The sequence below is a fragment of the Mycolicibacterium neoaurum genome, from assembly GCF_036946495.1.
Classification (GTDB): Bacteria; Actinomycetota; Actinomycetes; order Mycobacteriales; family Mycobacteriaceae; genus Mycobacterium; species Mycobacterium neoaurum_B.
In genome coordinates this window covers 2,506,207-2,526,862 of sequence record NZ_JAQIIX010000002.1, presented here as the reverse complement: position 1 = coordinate 2,526,862, position 20,656 = coordinate 2,506,207, and the positions used below count along the sequence as shown (strand labels likewise).

The 20,656-nt window shown below is 65.7% G+C and carries 21 protein-coding genes and 1 pseudogene; 8 read left to right on the top strand and 14 right to left on the bottom strand.

Annotated elements, in window-relative coordinates:
- Nucleotides 1–39 precede the first annotated feature (39 nt).
- The 4 genes from PGN27_RS17445 to PGN27_RS17430 all read right to left on the bottom strand — a co-directional run bounded on the left by PGN27_RS17445 (nucleotide 40) and on the right by PGN27_RS17430 (nucleotide 3,718).
- Complete coding sequence (locus PGN27_RS17445) at nucleotides 40–957, bottom strand: LysR family transcriptional regulator (protein ID WP_335327247.1); 918 nt, start codon at nucleotides 955–957, stop codon at nucleotides 40–42.
- 184 nt (nucleotides 958–1,141) lie between these two features.
- Nucleotides 1,142–1,813: a class II aldolase/adducin family protein gene (locus PGN27_RS17440; RefSeq protein ID WP_335327246.1), complete on the bottom strand. Its 672-nt coding sequence runs from the start codon at nucleotides 1,811–1,813 to the stop codon at nucleotides 1,142–1,144.
- Complete coding sequence (locus PGN27_RS17435) at nucleotides 1,810–2,859, bottom strand: zinc-dependent alcohol dehydrogenase (RefSeq protein WP_335327245.1); 1,050 nt, start codon at nucleotides 2,857–2,859, stop codon at nucleotides 1,810–1,812. Before PGN27_RS17435 ends, PGN27_RS17440 begins: the two co-directional genes overlap by 4 nt.
- Nucleotides 2,860–2,887: 28 nt before the next feature.
- Nucleotides 2,888–3,718: a DeoR/GlpR family DNA-binding transcription regulator gene (locus tag PGN27_RS17430; RefSeq protein ID WP_335327244.1), complete on the bottom strand. Its 831-nt coding sequence runs from the start codon at nucleotides 3,716–3,718 to the stop codon at nucleotides 2,888–2,890.
- Between the two features lie 153 nt (nucleotides 3,719–3,871).
- Between PGN27_RS17430 and PGN27_RS17425 the strand changes: the two genes are divergently transcribed.
- On the top strand, nucleotides 3,872–5,353 hold the full coding sequence (locus tag PGN27_RS17425) for a xylulokinase (protein ID WP_335327243.1): 1,482 nt from the start codon (nucleotides 3,872–3,874) through the stop codon (nucleotides 5,351–5,353).
- A 103-nt stretch (nucleotides 5,354–5,456) separates the two neighbouring features.
- Nucleotides 5,457–6,713 (top strand): MFS transporter, encoded by a 1,257-nt coding sequence (locus tag PGN27_RS17420; protein ID WP_335327242.1) that lies wholly within the window; start codon nucleotides 5,457–5,459, stop codon nucleotides 6,711–6,713.
- Between the two features lie 72 nt (nucleotides 6,714–6,785).
- Here PGN27_RS17420 and PGN27_RS17415 read toward each other — a convergent pair whose 3' ends face one another.
- From PGN27_RS17415 to PGN27_RS17390, 6 genes are read right to left on the bottom strand one after another with little or no spacing between them, the layout of a single operon-like run.
- Complete coding sequence (locus PGN27_RS17415; protein ID WP_335327241.1) at nucleotides 6,786–7,196, bottom strand: hypothetical protein; 411 nt, start codon at nucleotides 7,194–7,196, stop codon at nucleotides 6,786–6,788.
- A 5-nt stretch (nucleotides 7,197–7,201) separates the two neighbouring features.
- Nucleotides 7,202–8,410, bottom strand: coding sequence for an O-succinylhomoserine sulfhydrylase (locus PGN27_RS17410; RefSeq protein ID WP_335327240.1), 1,209 nt, complete (start codon nucleotides 8,408–8,410; stop codon nucleotides 7,202–7,204).
- 8 nt (nucleotides 8,411–8,418) lie between these two features.
- A complete protein-coding gene (locus PGN27_RS17405; RefSeq protein WP_335327239.1) occupies nucleotides 8,419–8,850 on the bottom strand; it encodes a rhodanese-like domain-containing protein in 432 nt (143 codons plus the stop codon).
- A gap of 16 nt (nucleotides 8,851–8,866) precedes the next feature.
- Nucleotides 8,867–9,310, bottom strand: coding sequence for an Rv0361 family membrane protein (locus tag PGN27_RS17400; RefSeq protein WP_335327238.1), 444 nt, complete (start codon nucleotides 9,308–9,310; stop codon nucleotides 8,867–8,869).
- Entirely contained in the window at nucleotides 9,307–10,335 is a 1,029-nt protein-coding gene (locus tag PGN27_RS17395) for an ATP-grasp domain-containing protein (protein ID WP_335327237.1), read from the bottom strand. The genes PGN27_RS17400 and PGN27_RS17395 overlap by 4 nt, the downstream gene beginning before the upstream one ends.
- 24 nt (nucleotides 10,336–10,359) lie before the next feature.
- On the bottom strand, nucleotides 10,360–10,659 hold the full coding sequence (locus PGN27_RS17390; protein WP_335327236.1) for a UBP-type zinc finger domain-containing protein: 300 nt from the start codon (nucleotides 10,657–10,659) through the stop codon (nucleotides 10,360–10,362).
- A gap of 24 nt (nucleotides 10,660–10,683) precedes the next feature.
- Here PGN27_RS17390 and PGN27_RS17385 point away from each other — a divergent pair, with 24 nt between their 5' ends.
- Complete coding sequence (locus tag PGN27_RS17385) at nucleotides 10,684–12,252, top strand: Na+/H+ antiporter (RefSeq protein ID WP_335327235.1); 1,569 nt, start codon at nucleotides 10,684–10,686, stop codon at nucleotides 12,250–12,252.
- Here the strand turns inward: PGN27_RS17385 and PGN27_RS17380 are convergent.
- Nucleotides 12,239–12,703 carry a MarR family winged helix-turn-helix transcriptional regulator gene (locus tag PGN27_RS17380; protein WP_030134125.1) on the bottom strand — a complete coding sequence of 155 codons (465 nt, stop codon included), beginning with the start codon at nucleotides 12,701–12,703 and terminating at the stop codon, nucleotides 12,239–12,241. The genes PGN27_RS17385 and PGN27_RS17380 overlap by 14 nt on opposite strands.
- Nucleotides 12,704–12,760: 57 nt before the next feature.
- Here PGN27_RS17380 and PGN27_RS17375 point away from each other — a divergent pair, with 57 nt between their 5' ends.
- From PGN27_RS17375 to PGN27_RS17355, 5 genes and pseudogenes are all read left to right on the top strand, one after another.
- A complete protein-coding gene (locus PGN27_RS17375; protein ID WP_335327234.1) occupies nucleotides 12,761–14,737 on the top strand; it encodes an MMPL family transporter in 1,977 nt (658 codons plus the stop codon).
- 10 nt (nucleotides 14,738–14,747) lie between these two features.
- Nucleotides 14,748–15,554, top strand: a complete 807-nt coding sequence (locus PGN27_RS17370; protein ID WP_335327233.1) for an alpha/beta fold hydrolase — start codon at nucleotides 14,748–14,750, stop codon at nucleotides 15,552–15,554.
- A 9-nt stretch (nucleotides 15,555–15,563) separates the two neighbouring features.
- Nucleotides 15,564–16,770 (top strand): annotated as a pseudogene (locus tag PGN27_RS17365) (cytochrome P450).
- Nucleotides 16,771–16,775: 5 nt separating this feature from the next.
- Complete coding sequence (locus PGN27_RS17360) at nucleotides 16,776–16,967, top strand: ferredoxin (RefSeq protein ID WP_335327232.1); 192 nt, start codon at nucleotides 16,776–16,778, stop codon at nucleotides 16,965–16,967.
- A 53-nt stretch (nucleotides 16,968–17,020) separates the two neighbouring features.
- Nucleotides 17,021–17,635 carry a DUF3887 domain-containing protein gene (locus PGN27_RS17355; protein ID WP_335327231.1) on the top strand — a complete coding sequence of 205 codons (615 nt, stop codon included), beginning with the start codon at nucleotides 17,021–17,023 and terminating at the stop codon, nucleotides 17,633–17,635.
- Nucleotides 17,636–17,653: 18 nt separating this feature from the next.
- Here the strand turns inward: PGN27_RS17355 and PGN27_RS17350 are convergent, their stop codons facing one another.
- The 3 genes from PGN27_RS17350 to PGN27_RS17340 form a co-directional block, all read right to left on the bottom strand.
- A complete protein-coding gene (locus tag PGN27_RS17350) occupies nucleotides 17,654–19,054 on the bottom strand; it encodes an amidase family protein (protein ID WP_335328760.1) in 1,401 nt (466 codons plus the stop codon).
- A 62-nt stretch (nucleotides 19,055–19,116) separates the two neighbouring features.
- Nucleotides 19,117–19,614, bottom strand: a complete 498-nt coding sequence (locus PGN27_RS17345; RefSeq protein WP_335327230.1) for a nuclear transport factor 2 family protein — start codon at nucleotides 19,612–19,614, stop codon at nucleotides 19,117–19,119.
- Complete coding sequence (locus PGN27_RS17340; protein ID WP_335327229.1) at nucleotides 19,611–20,639, bottom strand: ABC transporter permease; 1,029 nt, start codon at nucleotides 20,637–20,639, stop codon at nucleotides 19,611–19,613. The genes PGN27_RS17345 and PGN27_RS17340 overlap by 4 nt, the downstream gene beginning before the upstream one ends.
- Between the last annotated feature and the right edge of the window lie 17 nt (nucleotides 20,640–20,656).

Sequence of the window (20,656 nt, the reverse complement as noted above, 5' to 3'; positions counted from 1 at the left end):
GGAAGTTTGTTGTTTTGATCTGCTGATAAGCAGGATTTATCAGTCCTGGGCAGAGTCGTCGCCGCCACCGACTCCCCAGCGCGCCTGAACCAACCTCACCAGCGCATCTGCCTGCGGGGTGAGATCCGCGGGGTTCCATGCCAGGGCGGTATGACTGAGCGGACGGTCGGAGATCGGCACGTAGACGATCCCCGGCCGGTCATAGAAACGCGCCACCGACGAGGTGGTGAAGCTGATCCCGAGTCCCCGCGCGATCGCCGTCGTCTCGGCCTCGTAGGTCGCGGCGACCGCGGCGATGGTCGGTGGCCGGTTACCCCGGACGTCCATCGCCAGCCAGTAGTCCCGCCACGTGCCGGCCGTGAGAGGAGCGCACACGATGGGATCGTCGAGCAGCTCAGCGATTCCGACCTCGGTGCGGTCGGCGAGCCGGTGATCTCGCGGCAGACACGCGACCCACGACTCGGAATCCAGGATGAGTACGCGATGCTCGGGCAGGTCGACCGGCGGGCGGATGATCGCGACCTCGGTGCTCCCGTCGGCAAGGCCCGCCGTGGGATCGGCGAAATCGAACTCGATCGGCTCGACGGTGACTTCGGGATAGGCGGACTCGAAGTGGCGGACCAATCGGAACAACAGGTCGGCACCGGTGCCGATCAGGTAGCCGACGCGCAACACACCGCGCCGGGTGCCCGAAAGCAGCAGCAGATTGTCGACGACGGCCTCCACACCCGACAGCGCCTGGTGCACCTGGGGCAGCCAGGCCGCGCCCAGGTCGGTCAGCGTGACCTCACGGGTGTTGCGGTGGAAGAGCACCACACCGAACTGATGCTCGAGCTGTTTGATCGCGGTGGACAGCGCAGGCTGGGTGATGAACAGTCGTTCCGCGGCGCGGCGGTAGTTCAGCTCTTCACCCAGCACAGCGAAGTAGCGGAGCTGCCGCAGCGTGATATCGGTCAATGCGCACCGTTATCCAGATGGCCTACCGCACAGAATCGTTCGCGTGATTGCTCGCGCATGTCGTTGACAGGGTCGGCGTCCTGCCGATCAGCCGGCAGCGGGTCCCCCGAGTGCGTGGCGGAGTAGATTGCCGCGACGAGCGTCATGGTAAGCAGACCATAGCCCAAACATCAGGGCTGTGTGATCAGCCGGCTGAAGACACTTCCACCCGCTGGGGTTGACCGTAGCTCTCGAATCGTTGCACCACATCGGCGATCTCGTCGGCGTCGAGCAGCGACGGCTCTCCGACCGCACTGGCACGCAGCCAGACATCGGAAAGCCACTCCAGCTGGCGAGCCCGGTCATAGGCCTTACCGAGTCCGTCACCGATGCACAACGTGCCGTGATGTTTGAGGATGCATCCTGTGCGGTCGCGCATCGCGAGGTTCACGTTCGCAACGAGATCTTCGGTACCGAAGGTGGCATAGGGCGCCACCCGCACCGAACCGCCGAACATGGCGACCTGATAGTGCACCAACGGCAGTTCGTCGCACAGCAGCGACAACGCCGTCGCCGCTGTCGAATGTGTGTGCACCACAGCGGTGGCGCCATGCCGATTGTGGCAGGCCAGATGGAAAGGCAGCTCGGTCGTGGGTTTCAACGATCCATCGACCACGGTCCCGTCCATGGTGACCACCGGGACGTCCCGGGGAAGCATGGTGTCGTAGTCGACGCCCGAGGGCGTGACAGCAATCAGGTCGCCACAGCGGAGCGACAGGTTGCCCGATGTGCCGACCACCAACCGGTCCCTGACCATGCGCCGGGCGTAATCGACCAGTGCCGTGCGCTCAGCTTCGAGTACCAACTCCTCGCTCATGCCGCGAGCCTCGGGTCCAACAGGTACTTGGCGCCCTTGCCTGCGGCCATGTCCTCGAGACTTTCGACCAGGGCCTCCAGCGGACGCACCTCGCTGATCAGACTTTCACCGTCGAGCGCGCCGCTGGCCAACAGGTCAAGCGCGACTTTGACGTACTGCGGAGTGTGATGGAACACGCCCTTGAGCGTGTACTCGCTGTAGTGCATCGCGACAGCGTCCACCGAGAATCGCGCACCGGCCTTCGGGCCGCCGAACAACACCGCCGTCCCACCCGGGCGGAGCATCTCGACCGTCTGTTCCCAGACCTCGGGCAACCCGACGGCCTCGATCGCGATATCGGCACCGCGGGCGCCATCGGTGAGGTGGCGCACCGCCGCCGATCGTTCCGAGGTATCGGACATCTCTGTCAGATCGACAGTGACGTCGGCGCCCGCCTCTGCGGCCTGGGCCAGCCGAAGCGCGGACATATCGGTTGCGATCACGCGGGCGCCCCGCAACTTGGACAGCCGGATGAACATGAGCCCGATCGGACCGCAACCATTGACGGCGACCGTGTCGCCCAGCTCGACACCGGCTTCGGCCATCCCATGCACAACAGTCGACAGCGGCTCGAGCGGCGCAGCCGAGGCGAACGACACCGAGTCGGGTAACAGATAGGTGTTGCGTGCGACGATCGGTGCTGGGATCACCACCTGTTCGGCGAAGGCACCATTGAGGAAGCTGAGGTTCTCACACAGGCTGGGACGCTGTTTGGTGCAAGCCCAGCAGGATCCGCACGGCGCGGTGTTGGCTGCCACAACTCGCTGACCGACCTCGAAGCCCTGGACCCCCGGACCAACCGCATCGATGATGCCGGCGAACTCGTGGCCGAACCTGGCAGGCAGGGTTGGGAAGAGTTTCGGGTGGCCACGCCGGTACGACTTGAGATCGGTACCGCAGGTAGCAGCTGCGTGCACCTCCACCGAGATTTCTCCGTGGCCAGGGGTGTCACGCGCGACCTCTTCGATGGCGAGCTCTCCCGGTCCGCGGAAGATCGCTGCTCTCATAGGTTTTCGTCCTTTCGCTTCAGTCAGTTCACACAGTGGGTGTGATGAGTTGGCTACCTGCCGTGATGTCTTCGGTCGAGACACCGACCACCTCGACTTCGACGTCACGGCTCTGCAGCAATTCCAGGTGTTCGGCTGACACCGTGTCGTCGACGATGACGATGTCGAAAAGGTCGAGATCACCCAACTTATGAGATGCGCGGTGCGCGAACTTGGTGGAATCGACCAGCAGGATTCTTTTGACCCCTACTTCGATGAAAGCTCTTTTACGGCGCGCGGTTTCGGCAGAGGGATGCAACAGCTGATGTTTGTACACCGAGGCCACCGACATGATCACGACATCCGCGGAGAGCAGTTGCAGCTGGTCGATCACCGCCGGGCCGTCGAAGGAGTCCAGGCTGCGGTCGTAGTGCCCGCCGAGGCCCTGCAGATCGATATCCGGGTCGTCGGTCGCATACCGGATCGCGGGCAGGAAGTTCGTGATGAGGGTCAGCGGCTTGAGGGCAGACAGATGCGGCAAGAGGGCCAATGTCGTGGTCGAGTCATCAATGGCCAACGTGGTTCCCGGGTCCAGGTGGTTCAGCGCGGCGCGGGCAAGGGCCCTTTTCTGGGCAACCTGCTGACGCATCCGCAGGGAGACATTGCGCTCGTGCAGTCGCAAACCGGCCGATCGCGCGCCACCCCGGGTGCGTTCGAGCCAGCCCTCCTGCTCCAAGACGTCGAGATCACGATGGATGGTCATCGGGCTGACCTCGAAACGATCGGCAAGATCCTCGGTTCGAGCGGCGCCGACATCCTGCACGTACTGCGCGATACGTTCGCGGCGCTTGGTGGGCATCTCGGGCAAGGGAGACCTCACTCTCGGATTGATGAACTTCACAAGCGTAACGTCGTTTCTCATCATATTCAACACTTGACATGATTAGTTTGATAGATGTACTTGTGATGCGAGTCATAAACCGGCCGGCTGGCACGTGCCCGCACCGGTGTAGCCATCTGAGGAGCGTTAGGTATGGGCGACCTGGTCGTCGCGGTCGACTGTTCGACCACAGCTAGCAAAGCGGTCGTATTCGATCCGGCCGGTCGGGCGATTGCGTTGGGCCGCAGCCCGATTCATATGTCCCAGCCCAGTCCGGGCCGTCACGAACAGGATCCAGAAAACTGGTGGCACGCGACCTGCGAAGCACTTCGCAGCGCACTTTCGGGCGTGGACCCGGAACGCATCAGTGGACTCTGCGTCACAACGCAGCGCGAAACATTCGTCTGTGTTGACGACGCCGGCGCGCCGGTCTACCCAGGCATCGTCTGGATGGATTCGCGGGCCCGCAACATCGTCGCCGAACTGGGATCCCCACGCGTACATCAATTGTCGGGACGGCCCGCCGACAACACACCGTCGCTGTACAAGATCGCCTGGCTACTTCGGCACCAGCCTGACGAGATGGCGCGCGTCCGCTGGTTCGGCGATGTGAGCGCATTGCTGCATCACCGGCTGACCGGACGATGGGCATCCAGCCACGCCAGCGCCGACAGCATGGGCCTGTTCGATATGACACAGCTGACCTGGTCTGCCGAGCTCCTGTCCATGATCGGTCTCGACATCACCGCACTTCCCGAGGTCATTGCGCCCGGTGCCGCCATCGGCAGCATCACCGCCGAAGCCTCGGCAATGACCGGACTTCGGGCCGGCACTCCGGTCATTGCCGGCGCCGGAGACGGCCAGTGTGCCGCTCTGGGCGCCGGCGCACAGAACCCAGACGCGCTGTACCTGAACATGGGTACCGCGGTCGTCTGTGGCCTGTCGGCAACCGACTACTCATGGGACGTCGCCTATCGCACCGTTGCGAGCGCCGACGGACATGGCTATCTGCTGGAAGCGTTCACGTCCTCGGGGACTTATCTGTTGAACTGGTTCCGAGATCAGTTCGGCACCAAGGTAACTGCACCGGGATACACGGAAGGCGATGTGGCAGCCGCCGCTGCCGAGCTGCAACCGGGCGCCGACGGGCTTCTGGCGCTGCCCCACTGGAATGCTGCGCAGACCCCGTACTGGGACGCCCGGGCCCGCGGCGCCCTGGTCGGACTCACCGGTGGGCACGGCAAACCACATATCTACCGCGCCATCCTCGAAGGCATCGGATTCGAGATCAAGCTGCAGACCGACGGCCTGGCCGCCGTCGGCCCGCCGATCGAGCACGTGTTCGTCACCGGAGGCGGAACACGCAGCCCGGCGTGGATGCAGATCCTGTCCGACATCCTGGAACGCCCACTCACACTGTGTGGCGAGCAGGAGACCACCGCACTCGGGGCAGCCATGATCGCCGCCGTGGCCACCGGAATACACCCGTCGCTGAACGCCGCACGCACATCCATGGTGCGCTACGGCGCCACGATCACCCCGGGCACCGCCGACTACCGCAGGCTGTGGCCGATCTACCGGGAGCTCTACCCCCGCCTCAAGGAATCGATGCACCTGCTCAGCGATCTGTCCTAGGCACACGTCATGGCACATACCAATCCGCGACAAGCATTCTGAAGGAGTTCCACCTGTGAGCGAAAAATCGAGGCACACAACGTCGATATACGATCGCATCGGCATGCCGAGATCCCTTGTGCTCGGCTACGTCGGTCTGCTGTTCTTCATGATCGGCGACGGCGTCGAGTCCAACTACATCGCACCGTTCCTGCGCGACAACAACGGCCTGGACACCTCCAAGGCAGCGGCGCTGATCAGCGCCTACGGCATCGTCGTTGCCATCGCGGCATGGTTGTCGGCCGCGCTGTCGGATCTTTGGGGACCCAAGCGCGTGATGATGATCGGCTTCACCGCGTGGGTGACCTTCGAGGTCATCTTCCTCACCGCAGGCGTCGCTGCCGACAACCATCAGGTGATGTTCATCGCCTACGCCATGCGCGGGCTGGGTTATCCGCTGTTCGCCTTCGGATTCCTGGTGTGGATCGCCGCGGTGGCAGACAGGCGGCGCCTGGCCACCTCGATCGGCTGGTTCTACGTCATGTTCACCGCGGGCCTGCCGACCCTGGGCGCCTTGTTCGCCAACGGGTCCATCCCGCTGATCGGCGAGTACAACACGCTCTGGCTGTCCCTGGGCCTGGTCGTCATCGGCGGTCTGATCGCCCTGCTGGGTGTCAAAGAACCCATCGGCAGCAAGCGACTCGCTCAGGCGGGCACCAGCCCGTTCGTCGTCCTCACGACCGGTCTGAAGCTGATCGCCACCAAACCTCGGGTGCTGTCGGCCTCGGTGATCCGGATGATCAATACTGCGCCGCAATACGGTTCGTTCGTATTCTTCCCGGCCTTGTTCGCCGACCAGTTCGGTTTCGGACTGGCGAAATGGCTGCTGCTGACCACCATCATCTATGCCGCGAACATCCCCTTCAACGTCGTATTCGGCATGGTCGGCGACCGGCTGGGTTGGGTGCCGACCGTGCGATGGTTCGGCGCCATCGGGTCGGGCCTCAGTCTGCTGGCTCTGTACTACCTGCCGGCCATCACCGGTTCCTATGGCCTGGCCGTGGTCGCAGGCATCGCTTTCGGCATCTCGCTGGCCGGGTTCGTGCCGCTGTCGGCCATCACCGCATCACTTCAACCGAGCCAGCCTGGTGCCGTGATGTCGGCATACAACATCGGCATGGGCGCCTCCGTCGCTGTCGGACCCATCATCGTCACACTGTTCTTCGACACCGTCGGGGCCGAGGGTCTGATCTGGATCTTCGCCGGAATGTACGCATTCGCCGCCGCGTTGACGTTCATCTTCGAAAAGAACACCGGCAATCCGCCCACCCCCGGGGGCTCGGGGGACACCGACCGGGACGCGGTTCCCGCCGCCGGCTGAGCAGATCCGGCAGACGGTCACTACGGCACAAGCAATGAACGACGTGCCGTAGTGACCGTCTCGCGTTTACCGTCAGCCGATCCGCGAGAACGAGTCACCGTTGCGGTAGGACTCGATGGCGTCGAGTCTGTCGAACAGCTCCTCGTGGGTGAAGCTGTGCTTGTCGGTGGTGCCCACGAAGGTCACGTGCACCAGGGCACCGTCCTCGGCGGCGTCCAGCCACAGCGAGGTGACCGGAATACCGTCCTCGACCTGCGCCCCGGACGGCTCGAAGAACCAGATCGCGTAGTCGTCATCGGATTCTTCTTCATCAAAGGTCCAGCCGCGCTCGGTGATCCGTTCGTCGAACTCGGCCAGGTCGGCGACCACCGCGTCCTGGATGGCCGACAGCTGCTCGATCACCGCGTCGGGAACCCAGCGCGCGTCACCGGCCGTCTTGCGCTTTTTGCGGCGCGCCTTCTTCGCATCCGATGCCTTCGACACGGTGATCAGCTCAGCGCCTGGTCCAGATCGGCGATCAGATCCTCGGTACCCTCCAGGCCCACCGAGATGCGCACCACGCCATCTCCGAGACCGATCGCCGCCCGTCCCTCCGGGCCCATCGCGCGGTGGGTGGTGGTGGCCGGGTGCGTGATCAACGATTTCGCGTCACCGAGGTTGTTGGAGATGTCGATGACGCGCAGCTTGTCCAGCAGTGTGAAGGCCGCGTCCTTGCCGCCGTCCACCTCGAAGGTGACCACCGTTCCGCCGCCGCGCATCTGGCGTTGCGCCAGCTCGTACTGCGGATGTGACTGCAGGAACGGATATTTCACCCAATTCACACCGGATTGCTGTTCGAGGAACTCGGCAACCCGCTGCGCGGAGCGGTTCGCGTAGTCAACCCGGACTGCCAGCGTCTCAAGGCCTTTGAGCAGGGTCCAGGCGTTGAAGGCGCTGATCGCCGGGCCGGTGTGGCGCATCAGCTTCTGTACCGGGCCGTCGATGTACTCCTTGTCGCCCAGGATGGCACCGCCGAGGACGCGACCCTGACCGTCGATGTGTTTGGTACCGGAGTACACCACCACATCGGCCCCCAGTGGGATCCCTTGCTGCAGCAGCGGGGTGGCGAAGACGTTGTCCAGCACCACCTTTGCGCCCGCAGCGTGTGCCAATTCGGCGACCGCGGCGATGTCGACCAGCGACTGCATCGGATTCGACGGGGTCTCGAAGAAGACCGCCTGGGTCGGCACGCTGAGCGCTTCCTCCCATTGGGAGAGGTCGTCACCGTCGACGAAGACGGTCTCCACCCCCCAGCGCGGTAGGATCTCGTTGCACACCACAAAGCACGAACCGAACAGGCTGCGCGCGGCGACCAGTCGGTCACCGGCACCCAGCAGTGCGCCCAGCGCGGTGAACACCGCCGCCATGCCGGTCGCGGTGGCGAACGCAGCCGGGGCGCCCTCGATGAGACGCAACCGCTCCTCGAACATCGAGATGGTCGGATTGCCGTAGCGGGAGTACACGTACCGATCGATCTCACCGGTGAACGCGCGCTCGGCGTCGGCGGCGGACTCGTAGACGTAACCCGAAGTCAGATACAGGGCCTCGGCGGTCTCCTCGAAACCCGAACGCAGCAGTCCACCGCGCACGCCGATGGTGGCCTGGCTGACCCCGTCGGGCAGCGGTGCGGGAATGCGCACGGAGGGAACATCACTCATGGCTGCCCTCAGCTCTGCTTCCAGGGAAGTCCGACGGCTTTCCATCCGGTGCCGCCGCGATGACCGTTCTCGTCGAGGTTGCCCTCGAATCCGTCGAGCACGTTGTAGGACGGGCCGATACCCGCGGCCGTCGCGGCCTGTGCAGAGCCGATGGATCGGTTACCAGAGCGGCACAGGAACACCACCGGCCGCGTGCCCGGGGCGATACCCGACCTACCGAGGTCGTCGATGAAAGCGTCGTTGTGAGTGCCGTCGGCCCTGTTCCACTCCACGAACACCGCCTCGCGCCGCAGCGGGGCGAGATCGGGAACGCCGACGAATCGCCACTCCGCCTCGGTGCGACAGTCGACCAGGACGGCTTCGGGATTATCGGACAGCAGCTCCCATGCCTGCTCGGGCGTGATGTCACCGGCGTAACCCGGACTCTCGGATGTGGACACAGCACTACCGTAACGGCTAGGCCGGACCCTGCGAACAGACCTTCCACTGACCGCCCTCACGCCTGAACATCATGTCGGCGCTGACCTGGGTGTCCGTTTCGTCGGCGGTGCCGAAGTGGTACTTGACGGTGGCGGTGGCGGTATCGCCGACGACGGCGATGTTTCCCGCTCCGTCGACATAGCGATCGCCGTGCTTGGCCACCGAATCGCGCTGCCGGTCAAGGACCTCTTTTTCGGTGCCGTGCTCGGCCGCGCACGTATTGGCCTTGAACGCCTCATAGTCCTGCCGCTGCAGGGCGTCGTTCTGGGCGACCACCACCCGCCCGATCTGCTGGGGATCACCGTCACCCTCGCCGCGGTTGATGACAAGAATCGCGGTGATCACAACCACGATGATGACGAGGGCCAGCAGGAACGGCGTCGCCGTCGGCCTGTCCCGGTCTGCTTCGTCGCCGCTCACGACTGCCAGAGTCTACGCAGCGACACCGCGGTGCGTTGCGCACGGTCACGGGCGATGGTGACGTCCTGAGCGGTCGCGAAGGCCGCACCCAGACCGGCACCGAAAAGCCAGACATCGCTTTCGGCCACCTCGTGGGCCTGCGCCAACACCGCCAGCGCCGTCGCCTTGTCCGCAACCGCATCGAGCTCCGTGTCGCCCGCGCGTCCCACCACGGCGGCTCCCGGGGACACCATGATGGTGTCGACCGGAAGTCCCAGCACCGCGCGCGCATGCAGGTCGAACACCGACAATCGATGCGTGCGCAGGGTCAGCAGGGTGGCGTCGACCGGACGCGGTCGCACGTCGGCGAAGTACACCTCGTCACCGCGCACCAACAGTTCCACCGCGTAGGCGCCGCGCCCGTCCAACGAGTTCACGATGCGCGCGGCGATCGACTTGGCGGCATCCAACGCGGCGGGGGCCAGCCGGTGCGGCTGCCAGGCCGACACGGTGCCGTCACCGGCGACCCGGTGCCCGATCGGTTCACAGAAATGCACGACCGGACCTGCCGCGCTGGCGGTGCGGACGGTCAACAGCGTGACCTCGTCGTCTACCTCGACGACGGTTTCGGCCATCACCCGCTGGTGTCCGGCGGCCACGGCGCGATCCCAGGCCGGACCGACATCCTCGGGACGCAGCAGGACCGACCGCCCCGTCTCCGCGTCATCGGCGACCGGTGTGACGGCCAGCGGGTAGCCCGCGTGCTCGGCGATCGCGGTCAACTCCGCGGCCGTTCCGGCGAACCAGAACGGCGCGGTGGGCAGGCCCAACTCGTCGGCGGCCAGCCTGCGCAACCCCTCACGATCAAGGTCGAGCTCGTCTGCGACCACGAAATCGGCGTCGTCGGCCGGGTTCGTGGTGACCACGGCACCCAGCCGTTCGAAGGCCAGCGTCTGCTCGCGGCCGGTCTCCCCGGGTTCGCGCAGCAGCACCACGGGCGCCCGTGGGTCGGCGTGGGTGTCAGCGTTCTCGGCGTGCCTTGTCATCGCCAGACCAGCCTGCCAGATTTTTCAGCCGAGCCGGATGTCGACATAGCACCACCGCCACGACTCCCCCGGCTCGATGCTGCACATCACCGGGTGGCCGGTCTCGCGGAAATGCGCGGTGGCATGTTGATGCGGACTGGAATCACAGCATCCGACGTGCCCGCAGGACAGGCACATCCGCAGGTGTGCCCACGTGTTCTCACCGTGCTCGGCGCATTCCTGACACCTGCCGGGAGTAACCGGGGCCGGTTCTGCGCTGTGGGGTATCGCCTGGAGATGCTCACACTGCGGAGTCGGTGACTGCCGTCGTGAACGCTTGAGCATGGAGAACGAGGATAGGTGGATGCGGTGGGAGTGACACTGCTGGCGGTATCGGTGGCCGCCGTGTTGTTGGCCGCGGTGAGCCGCCGCCTCGACGTGTCGGCGCCGTTGGCGCTGGTCGTGGCCGGTTTGGCCGCCTCGTACATCCCCGGTTTCGACGGCGTCGAGTTGGATCCCGACCTGGTGCTGTTCGTGATCCTGCCGCCGCTGCTGTGGTCGGCCGGTCTGGAGAGCAGCTATCTCAACATGCGCAGGAACGCGGGCGCGATCGGCTCGCTGGCCGTCGGTCTCCCGCTGGTCACCACGCTGGCGGTCGGAATGGTGGCGTTCCGGGTGGTCCCCGAGCTCACCATGGCCGCGGCGTTGACGCTGGGCGCCATCGTGGCCCCGCCGGATGCGGTGTCGGCGAGCGCGGTGGGTCGCCGACTGGGACTGCCACGCCGGGTGACGACCCTGATTGGCGGTGAGAGCCTGCTCAACGACGCGACGGCGCTGACGGCGTACAAGGTCGCGTTGGCGGCCGCGGTGGGTGCATCGACGGGCTGGGCCGCCGGACTCGGCACCTTCGTGTTGGCCGCGGCCGGCGGTGTGGTGGTCGGGGTCCTCGCGGGTTCGGCCATCACGTCCGTACGCGCGCGCCTGGACGATCCCGTCGTCGAGAGCGCCATCGGCCTGCTGGCGCCGTTCGTTGTCTATCTGTTGGCCGAGGAGGCGCACACCTCCGGCGTGCTGGCGGTCGTCACCGCAGCGGTGATGATCGGTGGGCGCACCACCACCCACGCCGGGTATGCCACCCGGCTGCAGGACGATGCGGTGTGGCGGGCGCTGCAGTTCATCCTGGAGTCGTTCGCCTTCCTGCTGATCGGGCTGCAGTTGCCGAGCGTGGTGGACCAACTCGCGGGATTCTCGCCGGCCAGGATCGCGATATCGGCGATCGCCGTGCTCGCCACGACCATCGCCGTCCGCCTGGTGTGGGTATATGCCTTCGCCTACCTGCGTTCGCCTCGGCCAACGGTCGGTGAGACATTCGTGGTGGCGTGGGCCGGGATGCGCGGGGTGGTGTCACTGGCCGCCGCGTTCGGTGTGCCGATGACGACGTTGTCCGGGGACGCCTTCCCAGGTCGGGATCAGCTGGTGTTCCTGACCTTCGTGGTGGTGGTGGGGACGTTGTTGCTGCACGGTCTGACGCTGCCGTGGGTGATCCGGCGGTTCGGTGTCGAAGGTGACGACGCACGTTCGGATGCGTTGGCGCAGGCGGCAGCCCAGGACAAGGCGGCGCGCGCGGCGGCCGACCGGCTCGATGAGCTGCTCGAGCAGCAGCGCGCCGACGGCAACGCCATCCAGGACAGCGCAGCCGATGTGTTGCGCCGCTGGAACACCGCCCGACGCAACGCGGCCTGGGAACGGTTGGGGCGTAGCGAGGCGGAGATCGGGCAGAGCCCGGCGTCGGCCTTCCGCAGCCTGCGACTGGAGATGCTGGCCGCCGAACGAGCGGTGTTCATCGCCGAACGCGATGCCGGCAACATCGACGACGAGGTCCTTCGCGAGGTGCTGCGCGGCCTCGATCTCGAAGAGGCGACTCTCAACCGTCGTTGACCGTACGGAACCGGTGCATGGCGCCGACCAGCGCAGTGAACACCCGGTGTGCCGCCTCCAGATCGCTGTCCGGCAAATCCGCCAGCGCCGCGGAATTGATTCTCGCGAGCGGGGTGAAGAAGTCGGTCGCCACGGCCAGCCCGTGATCGTCGTAGCGCAGGATGACCTTGCGCCGGTCCTTGGGGTGGGTTTCCCGACGCAGATGCCCCGAGGCGATCATCCGCTCCACCAGATAGGTGACCGCCGCCGCTGAGGTGCCGATCAGCTTGCTCAGCTCGCCGGCCGTCAGCGGCTCCCCAGCCGCATCAGCGACCATGACATGCAGTAGCGCCCGGAAGTCGTTGGCGCTCACGTCATGCCGACGCGCGAACTCGTGGCCGATCTGGTCGGACTCGGCGGTCAGGGCACGGACGTCACCGGCGATCAACCGCTCCAGGTCCTCACGTGTCACCCCGCGATCATATCGGTCAGGCTTGATTATTAGTTAAATATCTGAAATATTTGGGTCATGTCCGGTCGACTTTCCTGGCTTGTGGCCATCCTCGTGATCCTCGCGTCCGGTGCCGGCATGGCGCTGTTGAGCGGCGGGGATTCCGCATCGCAATCACCGGTGTCCGTACCGGCCGACGCGGAATCGGCACGTGTCGACGCCCTACGCGCCCAGTTCCCCGGGGGTGATCAGGCGCCGGCGATCATCGTGTTCAGCCGCACCGACGGTGCACCACTCGGTGCGGCCGATATCGCAGCTGCCGGGCCGGGCGCGCAGGTCTCCGAGGACGGAAAGGCGGCGCTGTCGGTGGCCCCGCTGCCCGCCGACCTCTCCGGGTTCGCCCTCGATGATGCCGTGCAAGAGCTGCGCACCTCGACGACAGAACGACTGCCCGACGGCCTGCGGGCCGAGGTGACCGGTGGGCCCGCCTTCGGCGCCGATATCGCGAATTCCTTTGCCGGAGCGAACTTCACCCTGCTCGCGGTGACGGCCGCTGTGGTGGCCGTGCTGCTGATCGTCACCTACCGCTCCCCCATCTTGTGGCTGGTACCGCTGCTGGTGATCGCCTTCGCCGACCGGGTCGGCTCGGTGGTTGGGACCGCGGTGGCCGCGGGGCTCGGCCTGAGTCCGGATGGTTCGACCGGTGGTATCACCAGCGTGTTGGTCTTCGGCGCGGGCACGAACTATGCGCTGCTGCTCATCTCACGCTATCGCGAAGAATTGGGAGCACGCGCGGATCACCGCGAAGCACTGCGAGTCGCGGTGCGGGCGGCGGCCCCGGCGATCCTGGCCAGCAACGCCACAGTCGTCCTTGCCCTGCTGACGCTGGCGTTCGCGACGGCTCCGAGCAATCGCAGCCTCGGTGTGCAGGCCGCTGCGGGCCTGGTGGTCGCCGCAGCCTTCGTCCTGTTGGTGTTACCGCCCTTCCTCGGCCTGTTCGGCCGAAAGCTGTTCTGGCCGTTCATCCCGCAGGTGGGGGCCAAGTCGCTCACCGACAACGGGGTCTGGCATCGGATCGCGTCCTGGGTCGCGGCGCGGCCCGGCTGGGTCTCCGGCGGCGCGCTTGCGGCGCTGGCGGCGCTGTGCTTGGGCCTGGTCGGAACTCCGGTCGGGTTGACTCAGACCGAACAATTCCGCGTGCAGGCAGAATCGGTCGCCGGATTCCAGACGCTGTCGCAGCACTTCCCGAGTGGCCTGACCGACCCGACGGTGGTGGTCGCCCCGACTTCGGATGCCGCCGCGGTCACCCAGGCAATCGGCCAGACACCCGGGGTGGTGTCGGCTCGGCCGACCGCCGAATCCGACACCGGCCTGACCCAGTGGTCAGCGGTACTGCAAGCCGAGCCCGCCTCCGATGCCGCCTTCGATACCGTTGACGCCCTGCGCAGTTCGGTGCACGCGGTCAGTCCGGACGCCCTCGTCGGCGGTTCCGATGCCAAGGCCAGGGATGCGGCCGCCGCGGCCCGCCACGACCGCATGGTGGTGATTCCCGCGATCCTCGCGGTGGTGCTGGTGGTGCTGTTCGTCCTGCTGCGTTCGCTGCTGGCACCGCTGATCCTGGTGTCGGTCACCGTGCTGAGCGCGCTGGCCGCACTGGGCCTGGGCGGGTGGGCGAGCGTGCACCTGTTTGGGTTCCCCGCGCTGGACAACGGAACTCCACTTTTCGCGTTCCTCTTTCTGGTCGCCCTCGGCGTGGATTACACGATCTTCCTGGTGACGCGCGCCAAGGAGGAGACCCCGGAGTACGGCAACCGGCAGGGCATCGTCCGCGCCGTGTCGGCGACGGGTGCGGTGATCACCAGCGCAGGAATCGTGCTGGCCGCGGTGTTCTGTGTGCTGGGCGTCCTACCGCTGATCGTGCTCACCCAGATCGGCATCATCGTCGGGTTGGGCATCGTGCTGGACACCTTCGTGGTGCGCACCGTGATCATCCCCGCACTGTTCACCCTGATCGGTCCGCGTATCTGGTGGCCGGCGCTGCGTCCGGAACGCTAACGTGTGAGCCGTGGAGTCACGAACCATCGCGACGCGGTTGGGGCGGTTGCGGGTCCAGGTCGACGGAGCCGGCGACGCGATGGTGTTCTGGCCGAGCCTGTTGATGACCGGCGATATGTGGTCGGCGCAGGCAGCGGCGTTCCGTGATCACCTCAAGGTCGTGCTGATCGACCCGCCGGGTCACGGCGCGAGCGAAAAGCTCTCTGCACCCTTCACTTTCGAGGACTGCGCACAGTGCGTGGTGGATGTGCTGGACGCGCTGGGCGCCAATCAGGGACATTTCGTGGGGAACTCCTGGGGAGGCATGATCGGCGGAACGTTCGCCGCGTTGCACCCCGAGCGGGCCGGGTTCTCGGTGTTGATGAACTGCACCGCCTCGGCCGCCGGATGGCGACAGCGCCTGGAGTACGGGGCACTGCTGCGGGTGGCCAAAGCCCTCGGCGGTATCCGCGGCCCCTTGACCCGCGAGGTGCTGAAGGCCTTTCTCGGCCCGACCACCATGCGGGAACGTCCCGAAGTGGTTGCCTATGTGCGCGCGGCGGTCCGGTCGGTGGATGTCGCATCGTGTTCGTGGGCGGTCACCAGCGTGGTACCGCACCGACCGGACCAGCGGGAGTTGTTGGGCGGCGTGCGCACCCCGGCGCTGGTGGTCGCCGGTGCCGAGGACGCGACGTTCCCGGTGGCCGAGACGCTGGCGATGGCCTCGGCGATCCCCGGATCGTCGAGCGTGGTCCTCGACGGGGTCGCCCATCTGGCCGCACTGGAGAACCCGACCCTCGTCAATGCCCTGATCTCGGACTTCATCCTCAGCGCGTAGCGTGTGGACATGACAGCCAGCCAAATGCTGCCACCGGTCCACATGCGTCGCAACGGGTTCGATCCGGTTCCCGAACTCGGTGAGATCCGCGACGGTGCCGGCGTCCAGTCGGTGGTAAGCGCGTTGGGCAATCCGGTGTATCTGGTCACCCGCTACGAGGACGTCAAGGCTGTCCTCGCCGATCACGAGCACTTCTCCAATTCCCGGCCGCCGGGGTTCGCCCTTCCCGGCGCGCCGCCGATGTCCGACGAGGAGCTGGCCCGAGCCCGCGCCGGTAATCTGCTCGGGCTCGATCCGCCCGAGCATCAGCGGTTACGCCGGATGCTCACCCCGGAGTTCACCATCCGGCGGATGAAACGCCTTGAGCCCCGGATCGCCGAGATCGTCGATGAACGCCTCGACGCGATGGAAGCCGCGGGCGCTCCAGCCGACCTGATATCCCAATTCGCGCTACCCGTACCGTCTTTGGTGATCTGCGAGCTTCTCGGTGTCCCCGTCGAGGATCGGCCCGAATTCGAGCAGCGCTCGGCCCGTCAGCTCGATCTGGCGTTGCCGATCGCCGAACGGATGGAACTACAGCGCCAAAGCCGCGAGTACATGCACAGTTTGGTAAGCAGTGCGCGACGGTCACCGGGTGAGGACATCCTCGGGATGCTGATCCGTGAGCACGGCGCGCACCTCAGTGACGACGAATTGGTCGGCATCGCAGGGCTTCTGCTGCTGGCCGGGCACGAGACGACATCGAACATGCTGGGCCTGGGCACATTGGCGCTACTGCGCTCACCGGAGCAGTTGGCCATGGTGCGTGACGATCCCGATGCGATCGGTCCCGCGATCGAAGAGTTGTTGCGCTGGCTTTCGGTGGTGCACCACGCGATTCCACGGTTCACCACCGCCGAAGTGGATGTCGCGGGGGGTGACGATACCGGCGGGGATGCTGGTCTTCGCCTCCCTGCCCGCCGGTAACCGCGATCCCGCCTTTGTCGATTATCCCGACGAATTGGACATCCGCCGGGGCGCCGCGGGCCATCTGGCATTCGGGCACGGGATTCACCACTGTCTGGGCGCGCCGCTGGCGCGGATGGAGATGCGCATCGCGTTCCCCGCGCTGTTCCGCCGGTTCCCCGGCCTGGCGGTGGCCGAGTCCGCCGAGGACATCGACTACCGGTCGTTCCACTTCATCTACGGCCTGCGGTCGTTGTCGGTGCGGTGGTGACGGCGATGCGCATAGATGCCGACCGGGAGTGCTGCATAGGCGCGGGCAACTGCGTGATGACCGCCGACGCCTTGTTCGATCAGGACGACGACGGCATCGTCGTGGTGCTCGCCGCCGAGGTGCCCGCCGATGAGGAGCCGCGCGCTCGCCGCGCCGCGCAGCTGTGCCCGGCGGGGGCGATAACCGCTTTCGAATAGCTTCGTCAATTTTTCATTGACAAACACCCCATTGTCAATCAATTATTGACAGCATGACCGATTCACCGTTCGCCGCCGCCCAACTGCTCCACCGCAGGCTCGGACAGCTGGTGGCCGCACCGATCCTCGGCGCCGACCACGACCCACTCGCGACGGTGACCATCGCCCGTGAGGTCAAAGACGACGCCGAGAGCCTGCTCGTCGCCGCGGTGCAGCAGGCACGCGCGGCGGGCCACACCTGGCAGCAGGTCGGCGATGTACTCGGCATCACCCGCCAGGCCGCCTTTCAGCGGTTCGGCAAACCGATCGACCCACGGACGGGAGAAGCCATGAACACGACCCCACTTCCGCAGGCCACGGAGCTGACGCTGGCCATCATCGATGATCTCGCGAACGCGCGTTGGGCCGATGTCAGCGCGCGCTTCGACGAGACCATGCGCGATCGACTCACCGACGCCGGACTCGCCGAAGGGTGGGTGCACATCGTCGGGCTGGTCGGGTCCTACGAAGGCCACGGGGACATCGACGCCGTGCGGGCGGGTGACTTCACCACGACCAACACGCGACTTCAGTTCGAAGCAGGCGAGTACATCGCCCGCATCACCTTCCGCGACGACCAGACGGTCGCCGGGCTGTTTCTGCTGACGCCGGACGTCGCGGCGGTCTGACACCGCGCCGGTTCTGTGTCACGCAGGCTTCACCCAACCGAGCTGTTGCTCACAGGAGGCGGCAAACTCAAGCAGGGCCCAGTCGTGCCACGGCTTACCTGTGACCATGATTCCGACGGGAAGTCCGTGACTCGTTCCCAGCGGCAAGGAGATGGACGGTAGTCCGGCGATGTTGGCGCCAACGGTGTTCGCCAGCGGTGCCCACGCTCGGTCTGCCAGGCCTGCCACTGAAATCAGTCCGCGTGAAACTGCCACCGGCAGCGAGGGCACCGTGGGCTCGATCAGGAAATCGGCCTCCTCGAGTGCGGCGCGATAGCTCGTCCGCAGACGCTCAGCCGCCATCACCGCGCGACTGTAGGCACGGTTCGGACTGGAACCGTGCAAGGTCCCGGCTGCCAACAGCGTCGCCTTGATCTGGGGGCTCAGCTCATCGTGACGATCGCGGATGCCCTTGCGCAGGGCCTCGGTGTACTCGACCCACTGGTATTCGGATCCCCCGTAAGCCGGGTGGACGCCCTCGATGGTGTGCCGCATACCTTCGACAAAGAGCCCGGTGCCCACCGGACCGAGTTCTGCCGGATCGAGTTCGGTTGTCCCGATCTTGGCTCCCGCGGAGCGCAGCCGCTCGACGACGTCATCGAAGGCAGCGCGGACGGGCGCATCTGCGGTGTTGCGGGTCACGGTGACGATCCGTAGCCGGGTGTTGCCGAGGTCGACAGATGAACGGTCGGTCAGCGCCGACGGCACTGAGCGGAAACACCGATGCTGGCGCAGGTCCTGTCCGTCGGGTCCCGCTACGACTGTCAGCGCCCGGGTCAAGGGCTCGACCGACCGGGACAACAGCCCGACGTGGTCCAATGTCGGCTCCATCGGAGCGACACCCGTGTACGGGATCAGGCCGTGTGTCGGTTTGAACCCGAGAGTTCCGCACCAGGAGGCGGGGACCCTGACGGATCCTCCCTGATCCGTACCTACGGCCAGATCATCGTCCTCGTAGAGCAGACTGGCGGCGGCCCCTCCCGAGGAACCGCCTGCCAACAATGACCGGTCGTGGGGGTTGAGGGTCGGACCGTAGACGCTGGTGTCGCCTGAGCCTGCGAAGGCAAGGTCGTCCATGTTGGTGACGGCGGTGATTGTCGCGCCCCCGTCGAGCAATCTGCGTACGACTGTTGCATCGCCGGTAGGCGTGAAATCCCGCAATACCGCTGAGCCACAGGTCAACGGTATGCCCGCCATCGCGATGGAGTCCTTCACGCTCACGCGCATATCGCTCAATGGCCCTGGAGCCGTCCCGACCACGTGCGTTCGGCGCACCAACGCATTACAGGGGTCTTCGTGATGACGTGCAGGACCGAGATCCTTTCGGTGCGTCGTGGCCGCGGACGGAAGCGGCGCGACGTCGGCCAGGGAATCCAGCATGGATGCGATGGCATCCGCGAACGTCGTCAACTCCAAGTGCTCGTCGGCCATAACCGAGGGTCTCACTTCACCAGCCCGGGAAGCAGGTTTGGCCCCCAGCCGCTCCGCATGTCGGTCACGTGTTGGAAGGTGGCCGACACCTTTAGGAATCGCCATCCGTCGTCGGTTTTGACGAGGTCGTCGTGGTAGATCGCTGTCGCGAGCACCGGTTCGGGCTCGAGTGAGGAGATCCGCGTACACAGTTGAAGCAGCTGCCAGGTTCCCGTAGCGACGGTCGCACTCTCGTCGAGATCGACCTCCAGGCAGGTCATATAGTGGATTGCCCAGGAGTATTCGGTATCACCGATCCTGTTGATGAAATCGCGGATCTCCCGGTGTCCGCGGACGAGACCAAACGTGTTCGATTCCCAAATACCCTCTGGTGTGAACAGATTGGCGAAGGCGTCACCGTCGTAACCGGTATCGCAGATGTAGGCGTAGCGGTGTTTGAGACGACGGATGTCTTCACGGGCCTCCAGTAGGTCCAGGCGTTGACGCACGGCGGCCATGGGGTCGGTCATTGTTGCGCCTTTCCCGAGAATCGACCGGTTGTGAATGCCACTGCCGCCAACAGGATGGCGCCCTTGAGCAAGGGTTCGATATAGAACGGCAAGCCGAACTGCTGCAAACCGGCGACCATCACCGCCAGCAGCAGAACGGCCACCACGGTGCCGACGACGTTGTAGCGTCCGATATGGAAGACGGTTGCTCCCAGGAAAACCGCCGCGAACGCCGGCAACAGGAAGCTGGCGCCCACTTGCGGATTGCCCGAGCCCAGTATCGCCGCCTGAATGACACCGGCCGTTCCGGCGATGGTGCCGGATGCCACGAAGGACGCGGTCGTCAGTCCCGCTGTGGGTAGGCCGACCAGCCGCGCTGCGTCAGGATTGTCACCGATGGCGTACAGATAGCGACCGACCGGGGTTCGCTCCAGTGTCCACCACGCGATCACGCACACGACGAGCGTGTAGACGACCGGCAAGGGAATGCCGAGCACGCGTTCACCCAATGCCCTGAATGAGGCAGGTACGTTCTCCGCAAAGATCGAACCATTGGTCCACCACAATGCCGCGCCCAACGCGCAACTGCCGGTGGCCAACGTCGCGACCAGCGAGTTGATCTTCAGCCACGCCACGCAAAAGCCGTTGATCAAGCCGATACCCGCGCCGATGACGGGCCCCGCGAGACACGCCACCCAGACCGGAGCCGAGAAGAACTGGAACAGCCCGATGGATGCGATCATCGCCAGTGTCAGGATGCTGGCCACCGAGAGATCGAAATGTCCGGCTACCACCGGAATCAGCAGGGCGATGGCGAGCATCATCCCGACTGATTCGTTACCGAGAATCGCGCTGGCGTTGGCGGTCGTCGGGAACGTGTAGGGCAGCAACGTGCTGAACAGGATGATTAGCCCGACCAGAACGTAAAACCCCAGCCACCGTGGTGCCAGTGCGGCATACATTCGTCGCGACGCTGCCTTGGGGGGTTCGTCGGGGAGCCGACGACGTTGTGGGGGTGCATCGGTGGGGTTGGGATCCAGGGACATCGGAGTTGGTTCCAATC

Coding starts and splice junctions, on each gene's coding strand:
- PGN27_RS17395 (WP_335327237.1), bottom strand. CDS start 10,335: ATGACAAGGCACGCCGAGAACGCTGACACCCACGCCGACCCACGGGCG.
- PGN27_RS17435 (WP_335327245.1), bottom strand. CDS start 2,859: ATGAGAGCAGCGATCTTCCGCGGACCGGGAGAGCTCGCCATCGAAGAG.
- PGN27_RS17420 (WP_335327242.1), top strand. CDS start 5,457: ATGCCGAGATCCCTTGTGCTCGGCTACGTCGGTCTGCTGTTCTTCATG.
- PGN27_RS17390 (WP_335327236.1), bottom strand. CDS start 10,659: ATGCTCAAGCGTTCACGACGGCAGTCACCGACTCCGCAGTGTGAGCAT.
- PGN27_RS17425 (WP_335327243.1), top strand. CDS start 3,872: ATGGGCGACCTGGTCGTCGCGGTCGACTGTTCGACCACAGCTAGCAAA.
- PGN27_RS17375 (WP_335327234.1), top strand. CDS start 12,761: ATGTCCGGTCGACTTTCCTGGCTTGTGGCCATCCTCGTGATCCTCGCG.
- PGN27_RS17440 (WP_335327246.1), bottom strand. CDS start 1,813: ATGAGCGAGGAGTTGGTACTCGAAGCTGAGCGCACGGCACTGGTCGAT.
- PGN27_RS17410 (WP_335327240.1), bottom strand. CDS start 8,410: ATGAGTGATGTTCCCTCCGTGCGCATTCCCGCACCGCTGCCCGACGGG.
- PGN27_RS17350 (WP_335328760.1), bottom strand. CDS start 19,054: ATGCTGGATTCCCTGGCCGACGTCGCGCCGCTTCCGTCCGCGGCCACG.
- PGN27_RS17355 (WP_335327231.1), top strand. CDS start 17,021: ATGACCGATTCACCGTTCGCCGCCGCCCAACTGCTCCACCGCAGGCTC.
- PGN27_RS17345 (WP_335327230.1), bottom strand. CDS start 19,614: ATGACCGACCCCATGGCCGCCGTGCGTCAACGCCTGGACCTACTGGAG.
- PGN27_RS17360 (WP_335327232.1), top strand. CDS start 16,776: ATGCGCATAGATGCCGACCGGGAGTGCTGCATAGGCGCGGGCAACTGC.
- PGN27_RS17340 (WP_335327229.1), bottom strand. CDS start 20,639: ATGTCCCTGGATCCCAACCCCACCGATGCACCCCCACAACGTCGTCGG.